Origin of the sequence: Flammeovirga kamogawensis (assembly GCF_018736065.1) — a bacterium.
In the GTDB taxonomy this organism is placed as follows: Bacteria; Bacteroidota; Bacteroidia; order Cytophagales; family Flammeovirgaceae; genus Flammeovirga; species Flammeovirga kamogawensis.
On the sequence record NZ_CP076128.1, the window covers coordinates 2268265 to 2286019 of the forward strand.

Annotated in this window: 17 protein-coding genes; 11 read left to right on the forward strand and 6 right to left on the reverse strand. The window is 31.1% G+C overall.

The features are described 5' to 3' along the window. Positions 1-39: 39 nt before the first annotated feature. From KM029_RS09010 to KM029_RS09020, 3 genes are all read left to right on the forward strand, one after another. Positions 40-729, forward strand: coding sequence for a hypothetical protein (locus KM029_RS09010; protein ID WP_144072970.1), 690 nt, complete (start codon positions 40-42; stop codon positions 727-729). A 189-nt stretch (positions 730-918) separates the two neighbouring features. Then, positions 919-1482, forward strand: a complete 564-nt coding sequence (locus KM029_RS09015; RefSeq protein WP_144072971.1) for a TerD family protein — start codon at positions 919-921, stop codon at positions 1480-1482. Between the two features lie 58 nt (positions 1483-1540). Next, complete coding sequence (locus tag KM029_RS09020) at positions 1541-2164, forward strand: TerD family protein (protein WP_144072972.1); 624 nt, start codon at positions 1541-1543, stop codon at positions 2162-2164. Between the two features lie 46 nt (positions 2165-2210). On the opposite strand, the gene KM029_RS09025 is transcribed toward KM029_RS09020, so the two are convergent. Further along, positions 2211-3881 carry a formate--tetrahydrofolate ligase gene (locus tag KM029_RS09025; RefSeq protein ID WP_144072973.1) on the reverse strand — a complete coding sequence of 557 codons (1671 nt, stop codon included), beginning with the start codon at positions 3879-3881 and terminating at the stop codon, positions 2211-2213. A 114-nt stretch (positions 3882-3995) separates the two neighbouring features. Between KM029_RS09025 and KM029_RS09030 the strand changes: the two genes are divergently transcribed. Further along, positions 3996-4778 carry an enoyl-CoA hydratase/isomerase family protein gene (locus KM029_RS09030; RefSeq protein WP_144072974.1) on the forward strand — a complete coding sequence of 261 codons (783 nt, stop codon included), beginning with the start codon at positions 3996-3998 and terminating at the stop codon, positions 4776-4778. Between the two features lie 60 nt (positions 4779-4838). Here the strand turns inward: KM029_RS09030 and KM029_RS09035 are convergent, their stop codons facing one another. Further along, entirely contained in the window at positions 4839-5093 is a 255-nt protein-coding gene (locus KM029_RS09035; protein WP_144072975.1) for a hypothetical protein, read from the reverse strand. 256 nt (positions 5094-5349) lie between these two features. Here KM029_RS09035 and KM029_RS09040 point away from each other — a divergent pair, with 256 nt between their 5' ends. Continuing rightward, entirely contained in the window at positions 5350-6384 is a 1035-nt protein-coding gene (locus tag KM029_RS09040) for a metal-dependent hydrolase (protein WP_144072976.1), read from the forward strand. A gap of 83 nt (positions 6385-6467) precedes the next feature. Further along, on the forward strand, positions 6468-7727 hold the full coding sequence (locus KM029_RS09045) for a metallophosphoesterase (RefSeq protein ID WP_144072977.1): 1260 nt from the start codon (positions 6468-6470) through the stop codon (positions 7725-7727). A 42-nt stretch (positions 7728-7769) separates the two neighbouring features. Here the strand turns inward: KM029_RS09045 and KM029_RS09050 are convergent, their stop codons facing one another. Beyond that, positions 7770-8288 carry a hypothetical protein gene (locus KM029_RS09050; protein ID WP_144072978.1) on the reverse strand — a complete coding sequence of 173 codons (519 nt, stop codon included), beginning with the start codon at positions 8286-8288 and terminating at the stop codon, positions 7770-7772. A 222-nt stretch (positions 8289-8510) separates the two neighbouring features. Here KM029_RS09050 and KM029_RS09055 point away from each other — a divergent pair, with 222 nt between their 5' ends. Beyond that, on the forward strand, positions 8511-9734 hold the full coding sequence (locus KM029_RS09055) for a uracil-xanthine permease family protein (protein WP_144072979.1): 1224 nt from the start codon (positions 8511-8513) through the stop codon (positions 9732-9734). A 151-nt stretch (positions 9735-9885) separates the two neighbouring features. Further along, positions 9886-10410: a hypothetical protein gene (locus KM029_RS09060; protein ID WP_144072980.1), complete on the forward strand. Its 525-nt coding sequence runs from the start codon at positions 9886-9888 to the stop codon at positions 10408-10410. 124 nt (positions 10411-10534) lie between these two features. Here KM029_RS09060 and KM029_RS09065 read toward each other — a convergent pair whose 3' ends face one another. The 3 genes from KM029_RS09065 to KM029_RS09075 form a co-directional block, all read right to left on the reverse strand. After that, positions 10535-10945, reverse strand: a complete 411-nt coding sequence (locus KM029_RS09065; protein WP_144072981.1) for a hypothetical protein — start codon at positions 10943-10945, stop codon at positions 10535-10537. A gap of 66 nt (positions 10946-11011) precedes the next feature. Beyond that, positions 11012-11839 (reverse strand): hypothetical protein, encoded by an 828-nt coding sequence (locus KM029_RS09070; protein ID WP_144072982.1) that lies wholly within the window; start codon positions 11837-11839, stop codon positions 11012-11014. Positions 11840-11941: 102 nt separating this feature from the next. Beyond that, positions 11942-13387, reverse strand: coding sequence for a DUF389 domain-containing protein (locus KM029_RS09075; RefSeq protein ID WP_144072983.1), 1446 nt, complete (start codon positions 13385-13387; stop codon positions 11942-11944). Between the two features lie 131 nt (positions 13388-13518). Here KM029_RS09075 and KM029_RS09080 point away from each other — a divergent pair, with 131 nt between their 5' ends. The 3 genes from KM029_RS09080 to KM029_RS09090 all read left to right on the forward strand — a co-directional run bounded on the left by KM029_RS09080 (position 13519) and on the right by KM029_RS09090 (position 17729). Next, positions 13519-13950 carry a (4Fe-4S)-binding protein gene (locus tag KM029_RS09080; protein ID WP_144072984.1) on the forward strand — a complete coding sequence of 144 codons (432 nt, stop codon included), beginning with the start codon at positions 13519-13521 and terminating at the stop codon, positions 13948-13950. A 267-nt stretch (positions 13951-14217) separates the two neighbouring features. Continuing rightward, positions 14218-16641, forward strand: coding sequence for an AAA family ATPase (locus tag KM029_RS09085; protein ID WP_144072985.1), 2424 nt, complete (start codon positions 14218-14220; stop codon positions 16639-16641). A gap of 26 nt (positions 16642-16667) precedes the next feature. Continuing rightward, positions 16668-17729, forward strand: coding sequence for a hypothetical protein (locus KM029_RS09090; protein ID WP_144072986.1), 1062 nt, complete (start codon positions 16668-16670; stop codon positions 17727-17729). Positions 17730-17755: the final 26 nt, after the last annotated feature.

A 17755-nucleotide genomic window follows, 5' to 3' on the forward strand; every position in this document is an offset into this window, starting at 1 on the left:
GTAAAAGAAACTCTTTTAATACTTTCCTATTGCTGTCTTATGTGGAACCGCTTTAAACAAATTATCAACTCTAATAAGCATTCTTCTCCAATTGTGGATTTGAATAGTAGTTTACATGAGTTAAAGACACAAAAATCTTTAACAGTTAGCTATCACTTAAAAGCAAAAAACCAGTGTAAACAATTAGAAGAAAAAAGTGAAACTATTAATAAGCACATCCTAAAAAATGATTTTGATATAAAAGCACAACTAGAGCAAAACAGCCGAGGTAAAGCAATGCAATTGAATGAGTATGGCAACTCCTTAAAATCTGAAATAATAAAGTACAAGGATATTATTGAGCAATTAGAAACTGAAATATTACAGTTTGCTTGTGACATTTCTACTCTTGATTTTCAAATTGAAGCGATCTCAGCTAAGATTATTCAAATTAAAGGACACCCACAAGAAAAAGATTTTGATGTAAAAGAATTTCTTGAAGAATTAAGTCATAAACTTCTAGATAATAAGATTTATGAAGAAAATGATCTACTCGAAATGGAAATAAATCAGATGCTAGATACGTCTATTGCAAAAGATAACTCTTCTAGTAAAATTACAAATTTCTTTAAAGAAAAAAGCTCTACTATTGAAGAACAAACAAACAATAATCTGATAGATAATTTTTTCAATAAAAAAGAAAAGACAGATAATGATCAGAAAATTGATGATTTTTTTAATAAAAAATAAACTGAACTTCTATATTTATAGGTAAGTAAAATATCAATAACGACATATTACTTATCTAAAACTTTAGAAACGGATAAAATAATAAGTTGCTCTTTAATACATTGAAAATTTTCTTGGCTTTAACTACAACTTTAATCCAAATTATTCGTTGATTAAACAGACTTAATTAACTTCTATTCACGAGCGTATATGAGTATTTCCTTAAAAAAAGGTGGAAGATTCAATCTTTCTAAAGACGATGGAAACCTTGATAAAATAATGGTTGGCCTTGGTTGGGATATGGTACCTGGCAACACTGTAGACCTTGATGCTTCAGTTTTTATGATTGATGCAACTGGAAAATTACCTGCAGATGAATTCTTTGTTTTCTTTAATAACTTAAAATCACCTGATAATAGCATTGAGCATACTGGTGATAATAGAACTGGAAAAGGTGAAGGAGATGATGAAATGATCCTTGCCCATTTATCTAATATATCTGATGCTGTAACAGAACTTGTTTTTGTTGCATCTATACACAATGCTGATGTTTTAAGACATCACTTTGGTATGTTATCAAATGCTTATATTAGAATTGTAGATATTGATACACAAAGAGAAATTATCCGTTATAATTTAGACGATGATAACTTTAAAAGTGTAACAGATATGGAATTTGGCCGTCTTATCAGAAATGGAAAAGAATGGAACTTTGTTGCTTCTGGCATTGGATCTAAAATTGGATTACAAGGTTACGTTGATAAATATGCTTAAACTTAAGCACACTATTGTTCTCTAATAAATTAGCACATAGAAAAATATCATTGCAAGTATGAATACATCACTAACAAAAAAGTCCGGAATATCACTCTCTAAAGGAAGTAAAATTTCTTTGATGAAGAAAGATGGCAATAAGTTAGATTTTTTAAGAGTAGGCGTAAATTGGGGAGCTATACAGGGTAAAGCTTTATTTGGTTTAATAAACCATAAAGTAAATGTTGATTTAGATGCTAGTATAAGTGCATTCGATAAAGAAATGAATGAAATTTATACTGTTTATTACAACGAGTTAACCTCTCCTGATGGTGCTGTTACACATACAGGTGATGACCTAGAAGGTGATGATGGCGAAGATGATGGTTTAGATAATGAAACAATTCAAATTCATCTTGATGAAGTACAGCCTGATATAGATCAAATATTTTTATACCTTAACTCTTACAAAAAACAGGACTTTGCTACAATTCCTTTTTCAGAAGTAAGAATGTATACTAAAAACGAGATACTGGCGACATTTAACTTATCATCTGATCAAGAATTTGCTGGATATGTATCCATGATTATGGGAAGGTTATATAAATTAGATGGAAATTGGAAATTCGAAGCACTAGGAGAACCAATTAGATCAAGAGATATTGAAGGTACAATCAAATACCTTCAAATAAAATATAGTTAATACTATAAAAAAGAGCGTTGATATCTAAATCAACGCTCTTTTTATTTTAGCTTAATCCTTCAATATTCCCGTCAATAAACTTTATTTTATTGGCTTGTGGTACACGTGGTAAACCTGGCATTCGCATAATACTCCCTGCCCTAGCTACAATAAAACCAGCTCCATTGTTGATTAATAAATCTTCAAAATGGATATGAAATCCACCATTTGGTGCACCAAGTATTTTAGCATCGTCTGTAAATGAACTTTGAGTTTTTGCAATACAAACGGGTAAATTATCCATCCCGTATTTTTCAATACGCTTCAATTTCTTTAAAGCCTTATTATCTAATTTTATGCCATCTGCTCTATAAATCTTCTTCGCAATTTTATCTAATTTATTGTAAATAGAATCATCTAGTTCATAAGTAAATTGTAATGGTCCAGAAGGTTTTGTATCAATTAAATCTATTACTTTCTGAGCTAAATCAACTGCACCTTTCCCCCCTTTGGCAAAGCTATCATTTATGGCAAATTCTACATCACGTTCTTTACACCAAGATGCTACAAATTCCATTTCTTCATCCGTATCAAAAGAATACTGATTAAAAGTAACTAAAACCGTTTGCCCAAAACCTTTCATATTTTCTATATGACGTTCTAGATTAAGCATACCTTTCTTTAAACCAACTAAATTTGGCGATTTTATATCTTCTAGTGCAACACCTCCATGTAATTTTAATGCTTGTGATGTTGCTACAATTACAGTTAAGTCAGGTTTTAAGCTAGCATTTCTACACTTAATATTAAAAAACTTTTCAGCACCTAAGTCAGCACCAAAACCAGCCTCTGTAATAGTATACTCTGCATGTTGCATGGCCATTTTAGTAGCTAAAACAGAATTACAACCATGTGCAATATTTGCAAAAGGCCCTCCATGTATAAACGCAGGGGAATTCTCTGTAGTTTGAACTAAGTTAGGGTGAATAGCATCTTTCAAAAGTACAGCCATTGCTCCCTGGATATCCAAATCTTTTACATAAACAGGATCGTTATTATGATCATAGCCTAAGTAAATGTTACCAATTCGATCCTCTAAATCTTCTTTTGATTCTGCTAAACATAAAATAGCCATTAGTTCCGATGCAGGAGTAATATCAAAACCGGCCTCAGCCACATCTCCATTTCCAATACCACCTAATCCTGTAACAATTTGTCTTAATGTTCTATCATTTACATCAAGAACTCTCCTCCAATTAATTGATTTTAACTGCTTGCCAGAAGCTCTTTCAAAGTGTTGATGATTATCTACTAATGCAGAAATCATATTATTGGCAGAGGTTACCGCATGAAAATCACCTGTAAAATGAAGATTAATATCTTCCATTGGTAAAACTTGTGCATGACCGCCACCTGCTGCTCCTCCTTTCATACCAAAACAAACACCTAATGAGGGTTCTCTTAAAGCAGGAATAGCATTTTTACCCAATTTTTGTAAGCCAAGAGCTAAACCCACAGATGTTGTTGTTTTTCCAATACCTGCTCTTGTTGGTGTAATAGCTGTAACTAGTATTAGCTTTTTCTTTTTGATCTCTTCTTGGTTTATTACCTCATAAGGTACTTTAGCCATATAGTGTCCGTAAGGAATGATGTTTTCATCAGCAATGCCAATTCCGTTACCAACTTCTATAATTTTTTTTAAGATTGTTGATCGTGCTATTTCAATATCTGATTTCATAATGGTTAGTAAGATTAATTTATGATTGATATAAGGTGTTTTGATTCGCAGTGAAAATAATAGATATTAGTTGTTTAATCGATGCTATTTATCACCAATTAAATAACAATTAACATGTTAGACAATTCTCTTCTAATTTTTATAAAAAAACAACGAATAGCGTATATCACTTTAAACAGGCCAGAAAAAAGAAATGCCCTAAATGCTGATTTAGTTGCTGAACTATCAAACGTTTTAAGTGAAATCGAAAATGACGAAGAAGTAAGTGCTGTTGTATTAAAAGGTGCAGGAAAAGCCTTTTGTGCTGGTGCCGATTTACAGTACATACAAAATCTTCAGAATTTCTCTTTTGATGAAAATGTAAACGACTCTAATGCATTAAAAGAATTATTTTATAAAATATACACTTTCCCGAAAGTAATTATTGCTAGTGTACATGGTGCCGCTATTGCTGGAGGATGTGGATTAGCTACTTTATGTGATTTTTCTTTTGCTGCTAACAATACGAAATTTTGTTATTCCGAAGTAAAAATTGGCTTTATACCTGCAATTGTTAGCATTTTTTTAGCTAGAAAAATTGGAGAGGGAAAAGCAAAACAATTATTACTTTCTGCGCAAACCATAACAGCTGATAAAGCATTAGAATATGGATTGATAAACGGAACTACAACCGAAGCTAATTTAGATGAAGAAGTAGAAAGTTTTGCTTTTAAATTAATTTCAGAAACTTCTTTGGAGGCAAAAATGAACACAAAGAAATTATTAAACTCTACTTGGCATTTACCAATTGAAGAGGCATTAGATATTGCTGTACAAGAAAATGCTAAAGCAAGAGAATCAGCAGATTGTAAAAAAGGTATTTCTTCTTTTTTAAATAAAGAAAAAATCTCTTGGTAAGAAAAAAGGAGATCATAGTTAGTTACTATGATCTCCTTTTTATTTATATGTAGTAAAGTCTTACTCAGGCTTTCCAGTTGGTGCCGTTTCTTGCGCTTCAGCTTCTTCAGAAACTTCTTCTTTTACTACTTCCTCCGTTTCTGTCAAAACAACAGTCGTATCGTTAGCAACTTCTTCAGTTACTGTTTCTACAACTTCTACTACTTCAACAACTTTTTCTTCTACTACTTCTTCCTCTTGTTGTTTGGCCTCTTGAGCACATGCGATAAATGAACATGCTACAATGTTTGCAATGATTAAGTGTTTAATTTTCATAATTAAAATGATAGTTAAGTTAGATTGAAAATTTAGATTAGTTGAATCAAAAATTATTTATCAAGTTTGCTTAATGATAAAAAAATAGAAACTCTGTTTTCAGTCGAGATTTATTTTATGTGTAAATTAAACAACTAATCTTTCTTCGATAAGAACAATTATTTATCCTAAAATTTAAATTTTATCGTGTAAACATTGTTAGAGATATTTTTTGTTTAAAAACACTCACTTTTTTAATAATATTTAACGAATATACATGGACTCACTAACTCAAGTTGTTTTAGGTGCATCTGTAGGAGAAGCTGTTTTAGGTAAAAAAATAGGAATTAAGGCAGCCATATTTGGTGCAATAGCAGGAACAATTCCAGACTTAGATACCTTAGCATCTCCATTCTTAGATACCGTTGGAGAATTAACTTTCCATAGAAGTGTTACCCATTCATTTTTATTCTGTTTTTTAGCTGCACCAATTTTTGGATATCTATGTCATAAAATATTTGGTAAACAAAAAGACACATTTAAAGAATGGACACTACTATTCTTTTTAGGGTTTATTACTCATTCATTACTAGATACATGTACTACTTGGGGAACTCAATTAATGTGGCCATTTACTCCTTATGGCTTTGCTACATATACTGTATTTGTAGTAGACCCACATTATACCCTGCCATTTATGGTGTTACTTATTATAGCGTTATGTAAACCTAAAGACAGTAAAATTAGACAACAATTAAATTATATAGGGTTAGGAATTAGTACAGCCTATCTTTTACTAGGTTTTGTTCTTCAGAATAAAGCTAATAATGTTTTTGAAACCAATTTGAAAGAACAAGGAATTACGTATCAAAATTATATCACAAAACCCACACCATTAAATATTTGGCTTTGGGCAACAAGCGTACAAACTGACTCTAGTTATTACACTGGTTTTTATTCTGTTTTTGACCAAGATAAAAAAGTTACTTTTTCTGTTACTCCAAAAAACCATCAACTCTTAGATAAATTACCACCATCTACTAAAACAGATAAATTACTTTATGTTACCAAAGGTTTCTATACTGTAGAAAACCATGGCAATAGTATTTGGATAAACGATCTACGTTTCGGAACATTTGATGGATGGCAAGGAAAAGGTAAAGGAAGAACGGTATTTGTTTACCATTTAACCCCACAAAAAGATGGTTCTATTGATTATGAACAGAAAAGCTATCGTTTTAAACCTTCTAAAGAATACATGGTCGCTTATCTAAAAAGAGTTTTTGGACATAAAGAAAATGTAGTTTTGTAACAATAAGCCAATTTGTCAGTTATTCTATTTTAGTATAATAGTTGTTTGAACAATAATTATGTCAAATTAATTAATTTACAAACATGAATAGCAAAGCATTAATCATTCTTGGGTTTGTATTGGTTGTAATTACCTCAATAGACCTTTATGCCTTTAAAGGTATTCGATTAATTACAGAAAATATTTCTCCAATTTACAGACAAGTAACCACAGGAATTTATTGGTTATTTAATAGTATTGTCTACTTATCTTTAATATGGACCGTTTTTAACTTAGATAAGTTTAGGCTACCTGAATACACAAATATTTTCTTTAGTATTAGTGCATTACTCTTAATGTCTATTGCTACAAAATTGGTCTTTAATATCTTCCACGGAGCGGATGATCTAGCTTATTTAGGAAGTAAAGTTATACACTTTTTCCAAAACGGAAATAAAGTTAACCCTAGTGGAGATACAATTAGTAGAGCCAAATTTCTAACTTTTGTTGGGGCTGGACTAGCAACAATTCCATTAGGTGCATTTGCATATGGCTACACAAAAGGTAGATTTAATTTTAGAGTGATAAGAAAAAACCTATCATTCAAAAATTTACCAAAAGCATTTGATGGATTTAAAATAATCCAAATATCAGATATTCATATTGGCAGTTTTCCTAAAGGACATGAATCTGTTGCTAAAGCTGTAGAGATGATTAATAGTAGGAATCCTGACATTATTGTCTTCACAGGTGACCTAGTTAATAACTTTGCTTCTGAAACAGATGGTTGGATTGATGTTTTTAAGAATTTGAAAGCAAAGCATGGAATGTACTCAATTCTAGGTAATCATGATTATGGAGACTATGTACAATGGAATTCTGCTACAGAAAAAATTCAAAACCTTGATGCTGTAAAAAAAGCTAATAGAGATATTGGTTTCGATTTACTATTGAATGAGAACAGAGCAATCGAAATTAATGGAGACAAAATAGGCATTGTAGGTGTAGAAAATTGGGGTTTAAAGCCTTTTCCACAACTTGGTGATATTGATAAAGCTAACCAAGGGCTGGATAATGTTCCCTTTAAAATTCTGCTGTCTCATGATCCTTCACATTGGGATGAAAAAGTTACCGATCATAAAGACATGGATTTAATGCTAGCAGGCCATACTCATGGAATGCAATTTGGAATAGAAATTCCTGGAATAAAATGGAGTCCTGTTCAATATAAATACCCTAGATGGGCTGGCCTTTACGAAAAAGAAAATCAAAAATTATATGTAAATAGAGGATTTGGTTATCATGCCTATGCAGGAAGAATTGGTATGGATCCAGAGATTACAGAAATAATATTAAAAAGTTAATCATAAACGGATAGTTACAAAAAGTAACTATCCGTTTATATTTTAAAAGGCTTTTCCAACACCTACACTAATAGACCAAGCATCATAACCTTCTTTTATATCATAAAATACTCCCAAAGGAATTGCCCAACCTTGCTGACCTATTGGAAATGCATATTCTGTACCCAATCTAAAAATACCAAGGTTATGGTCTTTTTCTAATTCTACCCCTCCACCCATAAATACATTCCAATTAGGAATAAGAGTATAAGTTGCTACTAGAGCAAGTACTAAAGCATTTTCTCGTTTTAATGGTTCATCATGAGGAATAATATACTCACCTACTTCAAAGTCTGCCATAATCCCTACTTCCCATTTTGGGAGAAACCTGTATAAATAATCAATACCAAAACCGGGTACAAAATGTCCTTTATGATCTAAATTATCTACACCTGCTCCTTTCGGGATATAGGTATTTGCATTAGTAATTGAAATAAAGTGTTTTGGCTCTTTTTTTTCTTGAGCTGAAATAGTTTGAATAAAAAATAAGAGTAAAGAGAAAATTAATAAAGATTTGTACATAAAGTTAAAGAGAGATTAGTAATCAAAAATTTATAAAAAAATATAGTTCACCTTATTGAAGATCGCATGAAAACAGCATAAATAAAAAGAGTAATTGATAATTTTATAGAATCTTTTTGATTAAACAATCGATAATAAACGAAAACAACAACTACTATCATTAAAAGTTACATAATCAATCTATTAACTTGAGGCGATTTATGTAAACAAACTTCCCTTCATATGGATTCTATTTCAGGAAAAACAAAATATCTTCTTGGTGTTCAACATGTATTAGCCATGTTTGGAGCAACCGTATTGGTCCCCTTTTTAACAGGTTTAAGCCCTGTAATTGCACTATTTACAGCAGGTTGCGGCACATTAATATTTCATCAAGTAACAAAGAAAATTGTTCCTGTTTTTTTAGGCTCTTCATTTGCCTTTATTGGTGCTATTAGCCTTGTTTTAAAACAAGAAGGACTTGCTGAAGTAAAAGCTGGTATCATTGGAGCCGGTTTAGTTTATGTCTTGATGGCATTTATAATCAAAAAATTTGGAGTTAAAGGAGTACAATCTTTTTTTCCTCCAATCGTAATTGGTCCAACGATTATGGTCATTGGTTTACGTTTAAGTCCAATTGCACTACAAATGGCTGGATATAATGATGGAACTTTTGATACCCAAAGTTTAATTATAGCATTATCAGTAATTATAACTATGGTTATTTCCTCTATGGTTAATCATTCATTTTTTAAATTGATGCCTATTTTAATAGCTGTAACCGTAGGTTATTTACTTGCAGCAATATTAGGTGTAGTAGATTACACTGCGATAAAAAATGCTCATTGGTTTGGTTTTACTGGAGACACCCTTGATCAAGTCTTAACACTTCCACACTTCTCGTGGTCGGGTTTCTTTGCCATTGCTCCAATTGCTCTTGTTGTTTTTATTGAACATATAGGTGATATAACAACGAATGGAGCCGTTGTAGGAAAAGATTTCTTTAAGAACCCAGGAATACACAGAACAATGCTTGGCGATGGATTAGCTACAATTTTTGCTGGTTGCATAGGCGGACCTGCTAACACTACATACGGAGAAAATACAGGCGTTTTGGCTGTAACAAAAGTTTATGATCCTTCTGTAATTCGAATAGCAGCAGTATTTGCTATACTCCTTAGCTTTATAGGTAAAGTTGGTGCCATATTACAAACTATACCAGTTCCTGTAATGGGTGGTATTTCTATAATTCTTTTCGGAATGATTGCAGCTGTAGGCGTTAGAACATTAATTTCTGCAAAATTAGATTTTGGACATTCAAGAAATTTAATAATTGCTGCCTTAATATTTGTATTAGGAATAGGTATAAAAGATGTAGCAATTTGGAATAACATTTCCGTTTCTGGTTTAACAATAGCTGCGTTAGTAGGTGTTCTACTAAACAAAATATTACCAAAAGATATTTAATCAATAACTAAAATCCATCATTACACTTTTTGTAGTTAATAATGGATTTTTCTACAAAAGTCACAAAAGCAACAGCGATTCATTTCAAATTAACTAACAGTTATACTTCTTTTCAGTATATTTAGATATTCTCATTACTAACTTATTTATCATGTTACGACTTACTATTGTCCTATTATTTTGTATAATAGGCTCATTAAACGCACAAGATGTTGGCTACTACCATGTAATTACTGTAAATGAATTTAGTAGCTATTCTGCATTTTCAAGTTCTCCACCACCTCATATAACTGGGCATGGAGTTAAAAGTGATTCTTTGTCTCGCAGTAATTTAGTATTTGATTACTATGAAGCAGATAATGAATACTATGCTATAGAAAGCTGGGCAGATTACTACTATTGGCTTTCAAAAAAATACAAAGTCTTATTTAGCAAGCCAGAAATGTTTGAGCACTTCTATAAAGCAAAAGATAATATCTCCATGATAAAATATCTTTCGTATAACTTTTCTGTTTGGCATTTTCCATCAGCAATTAGAATAGAACCTCATATTGAATTATCTGATAGCGAAAATCGTTTTTCATTGTCAAATCATATTATTAAAAATGAAACTGACCTTGAATATATGCTTAAACAGATAGAAGCAAAACAAGAAAAGTACGCATCTAAAGATTAGAATAAAAATAGAGTAGGATGTATACATCACAGTTATATTCTACTCTAAAAATGACTAAAAAAGAAAAAAGACTTAATAGAAAAATTCCATTAAGTCTCCAAAAAAACTGTATAAACTATTATAATTAATCTTTTTTTGTGAAATGAAGTAACATTATTGTATCACCAGAAATGTACTCCAAAACATATGTATTTTCTTTCTTATTGATAACTTGAAAAGTAATTTGTTCTTTAGAACCTTTCACTTTAGTATCAATAATTAATTTCTCTTGAGTTAAATCAAAAGTATATTTACCCTTTCTCTTTCCCTCTGGTCCTATCTGAATAAATTTCCCGTCTTTATCAAAAATTTGATATTGTGCTGATCCAAACATTTCATCTCCAGAAATTGTTCTTCCTTCATTTAAATAATCAACAACTTCTAAATGCCATTTTCCTGTAAATCCAGTACCATCTTCTAACGGTTCTGAAGCAGATGCTACATTTGAAACTAGAAAAGTGATAAATAAGGCAATTAATGTTAAATACTTTTTCATAATATTTTTGGGGATAAAAAGGGATAAGACGATCAATATTTTAAGACACTTATTGTTTTCCTCTAATTATTTAATTTTTAGAGTATGAGACCATTCTTTTTTAAGTGAGTTCTCTTTATATCTTTTATCGTGATAAGCATCATCTTTAACATTTAAATCTACAGTAAACTCTGTAAGGTCTTTTCCTGCTCTACCTTTTGTTACTGTAAACTCTACCTCAAATGCATATTTATGGTAACCATTACTCATACCTAAATCATGTGTTAAGACTTTATATGAAGTATGCTGATAGATAGATGTATTCTTTGACGTTCTTCTGCTTCTTTGGTCATATTTAACTAAGTCTGTTGGCTGTTCAAAAGCCGAAGTGCTTAATCTTATATATTCAAAAGATCTTACAGACTCAATAGTACCTTTAACTGTATAAGTACCTTTTTCTTTTAATTCTGTAGGAAGTTTTTTCTCATTTTCAATCTTAATAATTAAAGGTTCTTTTGTAACAGTTACCTTTTGTTTAACTGTTGTTTTTTGATGATCTATTGTATATGCAACAAATTTATAATCATAAGAACCCTTCTTTAAAGGTGCGTAACCTTTAAATCTATATGTTCCAAATGAACCAAAAATACTATTTTTATAACCTACTCTACTTGGGTTAGGAATTTCGTTTGAATTAGGTTCAAAATTAATACTACTAAGTCCAAAATCTGAAATTGTAGATGCTTCTACATCAAATTCTAAAACTGATAATGGTGTAACTTTAAATTCTTTAGGAGCATTTTTAATTCTTACATTCGGTCCAAAAAAGTCATTTTCTTCATCTTTTGAACATGAACTGAAAAATACAACTACTATTGATAATAATAATATGGAATAATTTCTTAGTGTTTTCATGAGAGCGTTAATTTTTTCTGTTATTAAATTCACTATCATGACAAACACTTATAGAATGTGAACAATGTTAATTACAATTATTCACACTCTTTTTTCAAATTTCTAAAATTTATATACTTTCAATTTTGGATCATTTAATCTAATTCTAATCCACTTTTCTATTTTTTCTAAATATGCAGGTCGTTGTTCATCTTTAACAGTATCAGAGAGTTTAACTAATAAAACTGGGTGTTTTTTAACTCCTAAAGAATCACCTTTAAATTCCTGTAATTGTATACTTGTTATTGCATATTTTTCAATTTCAGGATATTGAAATTTTAGTTCTTTATTTAACTGTTGAATGGGGTATGGATCCTTCTTAGAAGCATTCAAATTATAAATTCGTTTTTCGAGTAATTTTATTTTTAGATCCTTATCCCGAATAACCTCATCATTTTTTGTATAAATATCTCTCAATAATTTTGAATGTAAATCATTGCTATACTCTGCGAACTTTTTATCAATATCAGCTCCAGATCCATCTTCTTGATGTATCCTCACAATAGTCTTCTTTGTTAAAGGAAAATACTCACCAGCTTTAGCATTTAAACCATAACGAGCCAACATCTCATTTAAGAAAATGATTTTATTCTCATCAATATTCTTCCCCATATAATACAAATCAATTGTTGACAATGAATCTGTATAAATTATCTTTTGCGTAAGTAATTCACTTCCTTGAAAAACCGTATTGTCGTTTATGAAATTATCTACAGCAATCTTAAAACGAGTTTCCTGTATCATCTTCATAAAAATGACACCACTTGGCATCACTACTATAGTTAAAAATATAATAAGTAAAGATCTATAACGACGATACTTACTTCTATCAATAAACTTTTTAATTGGAAAGCGTAAGTACTTTACAACAATATAGGTGGATAGCGTAATAAAAACAGAGTTAATAAAGAAGAGATAAAATGCACCAAAAAAGTACTTATATGTTCCTGTTGCTAAACCAAAACCAGCAGTACATAAAGGAGGCATAAGTGCTGTAGCAATTGCAACCCCTGGAATTACATTGCTTTTCTCTTTTCTAGAGCCTGCAATAATTCCAGAGAAACCGCCAAACATAGCAACAAAAACATCTAAAATTGTTGGCTTAGTACGAGCCAAAATCTCCGACTGTTCTATTGTTATAGGTGATATAGAAAAATATAAAGTTGATGTAACTAGACTAATAACTACTGCTATTGCAATATTCTTTAAAGCTCTGCGCATCATATCCACATCGTGAATACCAATGGCTGTTCCAATACCTAAAATTGGTCCCATTAATGGCGATATTAACATGGCTCCAATTATTACTGCAGGTGAGTTAGAATTTAGACCAATTGAGGCAATTAAAATTGAAAAGATTAAGATCCACGCTGCATGACCTTTAAATGTCATATCTTTCTTTATTCCTTCAATAGTTGCTTCTGGGTCAGATCCTTCTCTGATACTTAAGGTATCAACTGCTAATTTTTTAAAGGATTGTATAAACCCTGAAAAATTACTATCACTCATATTTTTTATTAAATAATTATTTGTTTTACACTAGTTTACAATGTAAATTCTAAAACGCTTATAACTTAAGTATTATAAACTTAAGAAACACATCAATTTAAACACATTCCTCCCTGTAACGTAAAAAACTTATGTCTAGTAAAGAAATTATTAAAACATATTCAAATAACGACATTGAGATTGTTTGGCAACCTAATAAATGTATTCACTCAACAAAATGTTTTCAAGCACTACCAAGTGTATTTGACCCTACTAAAAGACCTTGGGTGTCTATAAATGCAGCACCAACTGCAGATATTATTCTTACTGTAAAAAACTGTCCTTCGGGAGCTCTGTCATTAAAAACAGAGGATAAAGATGATGCTCCTGAAATTGAAAATGATATTCAAGTTACTGTTTTAAAAGATGGGCCTATTTTAATAAAAGGAAGCATTACTTTAACAGCTAAAGGTAATTCTGAAAGCTTAGGAAATAAACAAATTGCTTTGTGTAGATGTGGGCATTCTGCAAATAAACCATACTGCGATGGACAACATGCAAAAAACGGTTTCAAAGCTGATTAGACCCCGACAACTACCTTATGTTAACAAAACGAATAACATTATTCACTCGTCTTTTTTCTCAACTAAGAAAGACGAGTATTAACATTTGTTCAATTAAAGGATTTAATCTATATTTGCACTCTGATTAAGCTTAGATTAACCCAAATAAATTTTATATCAACAAACTTCAGTAGTACTGTCGATTCTATTTAGAATTTGAATAAAATTTATAGGTCCTAAAAGCTATCAAATTCATTCGATCATTACAGACTAATATATAAACCTTTTATGGCCAATATCAAAAGCCTATCTTTAGAAAATTTCCGTGTCTTTAAAGAACGTACTACATTTAATTTTTCACCAATTAATGTATTAACGGGTACAAACAGTAGTGGTAAAAGTTCATTATTTAAAGCTCTTTTATTATTACAAGACAATGGTACTAAAAATAGATTGGAAGAACTCGATTTTAGAGGTCCTTACCATAATTTAGGTAATATAGATAAAGCTCGTAATCACGATACTGACCCTGAAAAGCCAATTACATTTACATTAGAATTTGCTCCTCAGCCAGGTATTGCTCCTTTTAAACGTTTTGAGTTAGGGCAAAGAGATATTTCTATTGCTTTTACAGACTTAAAAGACATCAATAGTTTTTCAGACTTAATGAAAGTACCTAATTGGAAAAATTGGATGTACTTTTTAAGAGGAGTCTTAATTAATAGGTCTCAAGACATGATCCGTCATGTACAAAAATTAACGAAAGAAGGTGAGATCGAAAATAAGCCAATTATTAAAGCAATACTTCATAAGTTACTTCATATCGCATTTGAAGAAAGAATTTCTGTAGAAAATATCGAAAAGCTGTTTAAGCAAGCTTCAAATGTAGTGGTAAAACTTAAGGAGTTGGATATACCTGTAGAGGATCATTTAAAAATCCCCGCAGATATAAATAAAGCTTTTTTTGTTGATTTAATCAAAAGAGCGTGGTACGAGAAACATCGAGAACACGAGCTTAGAGGTATTAAAAAATTAGAACATCTAACTGAAGCTAAACCTTCTCCCACAAGAGATGAAAAGGCTACAAAAAAACATAACGAGCGTTGGGCTAAAGTTATCCGTAAAAATGATATTACTGAGGTAGAACAATTACGTTCAGCTTTGGTTTCGTGGTTAGAAATGGATATACCAATGTCTTCTTTAGTGCGTGACATCTTAAATATCAGTTCTAAAGAAATTATTTTTTCTTTTAAACCAATTGGCGTAAATACTACAGAGCGTTTAATTCTTGAACTATCATATGATAGTAAAGAGGGTAAATTATGCAATATTGGTTTATCATACAGAGAACGTTTTACAAATAAAAGAAAGCTACTTTACACCCCTTTAAGTAATGGTAGTTTGCATTATGTAGGTAGCGAAAATGGTAATAGTTACTTATTAGCTGCAGGACATAGAGGCGATTATATTAAAACGGATGGTGAGATTCCTGTTTTCACTAGTTTCTTTGATATCAACAATTTATACGAATATGGTGCAGGGATGGACTTAGACACACCGCTAACTAAATTCTTTAGTGTTGATAATAATAAGCTTTCAAAGGTAACTGGTATAAAAGAAGAAGAAAAACTAAATGTTCTTTCTGAACTTATACATAAAAAATTGATGCTACTATTAGGTTCTCGTCTTAATGCATTTATGACGGAGCATCAACCAAAAGTCAAAAAGATTAATCCTTTCAAAAAAGAAAACCTTAAACAACTTCTTGCAGAACGTGAAGAAGATGGAAGCGGATTTAAAATTGCATCAATTGGTTTCCTTTTAAGAGATTTACCACTTCTAGACAACAACGATAGAAAAATTCTTGACACTCAAGAAGCTGTAAATTCTTTAGATAGTTTAGATCACCTTCCTGAATTACCTCTTTCTAGCGAAGAATTTCATAACCTTTTTACAATAGATATTGATAGCGTTTTTGCTGATGGTTTTGTAAAGATGATTGAAGAAGGTGTACAAGGCATTAAACATATTTTTAAATCTTGTGGAAAACTATTCAACTTTGGTCTTTTAGAAGCACAAAGAGGTAGTACAAAACGCATTCTTTTACACACAGAGGGTACTGTTTTAAGTACATTACTTTTTGATTTTGCTAAAAATGCAGATCAAAAAGCAAGAGACTTTGTAAGGTTTTGGATTCAAGAATTTGAAATTGGATACGATATACACATCAATTCTGTAAAAGGAATTGCATCAGATGTAATCATTACAGATAGAAAAGGACATGAATTAGATTTAGCCGATTTAGGTTATGGAATATCTCAATTACTACCTATTCTTCTAAAAATTGCTTTAGATGAACATCGTTCTTTATTAATTGAAGAACCTGAAACAAATCTTCATCCTAAAATGCAATCTAAGTTGGCAGATTTAATTATTGATGCCTCACAAAGATATCAGACTAATTTCTTGATAGAAACTCACTCTGAATACCTGATTAGAAAATTACAATATTGGACGGCTAAACGTAAAATCACGCCGTACGAATCTACAATATATTACCTATATAACCCCGAGAGAGTACCAGAAGGGAAACCTCAAGTAGCTCTATTAAATATCTTAAAAGATGGAGAGCTAGACAACGAGTTTGGAGAAGGATTCTTTGATGAAGCGGATAATATTGCTATCGAATTATTCCACTTGAAACAACAATAAATTAGGCTACTTAAATAACGATTATCATGGAACGAATTACCACTTACGCAAATATAAATTCACTTACTTCCTTTTTTACAAAACGTCCATCTTTAGAGGATGAATTGGACGATATGGACTGGAGCCGTTCTTGGATGGATTTCTATTCATTCTTGAATAAACAAGCAGATTTACGCTTAGATGTAGATCCTACTCAATTGTCAATGATGAGTAAAACAAACCCTTACATTAAAAAGATGCTAAAGAATGCATCTTCTGGAGGGTCATCATTACGTTGTGAAAAAGAAGCATTTGATCAATTAGATGTAGTTAGTAAAACGACAATGCCACAAACAATGTTTTTCCTTGATAAAAGCAATCAAGAATGTGAAGACATTGAAACAAAATATGGCATAATTACATTAAACCCAAACCGCATTAAATCGAAAGCTGGGTTTATGTTTAATTGGTCTTTATACAATGTAACTAAAGATAGAGGAGCTGTAAAACGCTTCGAAAAATGGAGTCAATTAGAACGCTTCCGCCACCCACATAACTCAATGGTAATTATTGACAACTACTTATTGAAAGACTTGGGAGAAATGGAAGAAAACTTGATTCCTATGTTAGATGCTTTAATGCCTGAAAAGCTTGAAGTAACTTTCCAATTAACGTTAATTTCTGTCGATTTGCGAGATAAACCTGCCTCGATGAAAAAGTACATTGAATGGGAATTAAAAAATAAATTAAAAAGACCTTACAATATTGAAGTCTGCGTAATAAAGACTGAAAGTAACAAAAACCACGATAGAAATATTTTCACAAATTATCTTTGGATGCACTCAGGACATTCCTTCACCTATTTAAGAAGACAACAAATTAGTAAAAACACCAATTTGATGCTCTTTCCTATCTTCTATCAACAAAAAGATTTCCAATCTTATTATGATGAGATCCCTGGTTCTACAGAAAGTAAAAGTTCTGTATGGGGTGCAGTAAACCAAAGATTAAGAGAAGCAAGGTATATTATAAAAACAGCTAGCAATGACTATAATGGAATTGGTGGCGAACTTAAAAACTCTATTCTGGTAGGTAATAAAACTGCATAATTTCTATATTTGTTCACTATTTACAC

Excerpts from the sequence above, each read along its gene's own strand:
- KM029_RS09025 (WP_144072973.1), bottom strand. The coding sequence starts at position 3,881 with ATGAAATCAGATATTGAAATAGCACGATCAACAATCTTAAAAAAAATT.
- KM029_RS09010 (WP_144072970.1), top strand. The coding sequence starts at position 40 with ATGTGGAACCGCTTTAAACAAATTATCAACTCTAATAAGCATTCTTCT.
- KM029_RS09070 (WP_144072982.1), bottom strand. The coding sequence starts at position 11,839 with ATGAAAACACTAAGAAATTATTCCATATTATTATTATCAATAGTAGTT.
- KM029_RS09075 (WP_144072983.1), bottom strand. The coding sequence starts at position 13,387 with ATGAGTGATAGTAATTTTTCAGGGTTTATACAATCCTTTAAAAAATTA.
- KM029_RS09060 (WP_144072980.1), top strand. The coding sequence starts at position 9,886 with ATGTTACGACTTACTATTGTCCTATTATTTTGTATAATAGGCTCATTA.
- KM029_RS09040 (WP_144072976.1), top strand. The coding sequence starts at position 5,350 with ATGGACTCACTAACTCAAGTTGTTTTAGGTGCATCTGTAGGAGAAGCT.
- KM029_RS09065 (WP_144072981.1), bottom strand. The coding sequence starts at position 10,945 with ATGAAAAAGTATTTAACATTAATTGCCTTATTTATCACTTTTCTAGTT.
- KM029_RS09050 (WP_144072978.1), bottom strand. The coding sequence starts at position 8,288 with ATGTACAAATCTTTATTAATTTTCTCTTTACTCTTATTTTTTATTCAA.
- KM029_RS09080 (WP_144072984.1), top strand. The coding sequence starts at position 13,519 with ATGTCTAGTAAAGAAATTATTAAAACATATTCAAATAACGACATTGAG.
- KM029_RS09015 (WP_144072971.1), top strand. The coding sequence starts at position 919 with ATGAGTATTTCCTTAAAAAAAGGTGGAAGATTCAATCTTTCTAAAGAC.
- KM029_RS09035 (WP_144072975.1), bottom strand. The coding sequence starts at position 5,093 with ATGAAAATTAAACACTTAATCATTGCAAACATTGTAGCATGTTCATTT.
- KM029_RS09055 (WP_144072979.1), top strand. The coding sequence starts at position 8,511 with ATGGATTCTATTTCAGGAAAAACAAAATATCTTCTTGGTGTTCAACAT.
- KM029_RS09020 (WP_144072972.1), top strand. The coding sequence starts at position 1,541 with ATGAATACATCACTAACAAAAAAGTCCGGAATATCACTCTCTAAAGGA.
- KM029_RS09030 (WP_144072974.1), top strand. The coding sequence starts at position 3,996 with ATGTTAGACAATTCTCTTCTAATTTTTATAAAAAAACAACGAATAGCG.
- KM029_RS09045 (WP_144072977.1), top strand. The coding sequence starts at position 6,468 with ATGAATAGCAAAGCATTAATCATTCTTGGGTTTGTATTGGTTGTAATT.
- KM029_RS09090 (WP_144072986.1), top strand. The coding sequence starts at position 16,668 with ATGGAACGAATTACCACTTACGCAAATATAAATTCACTTACTTCCTTT.
- KM029_RS09085 (WP_144072985.1), top strand. The coding sequence starts at position 14,218 with ATGGCCAATATCAAAAGCCTATCTTTAGAAAATTTCCGTGTCTTTAAA.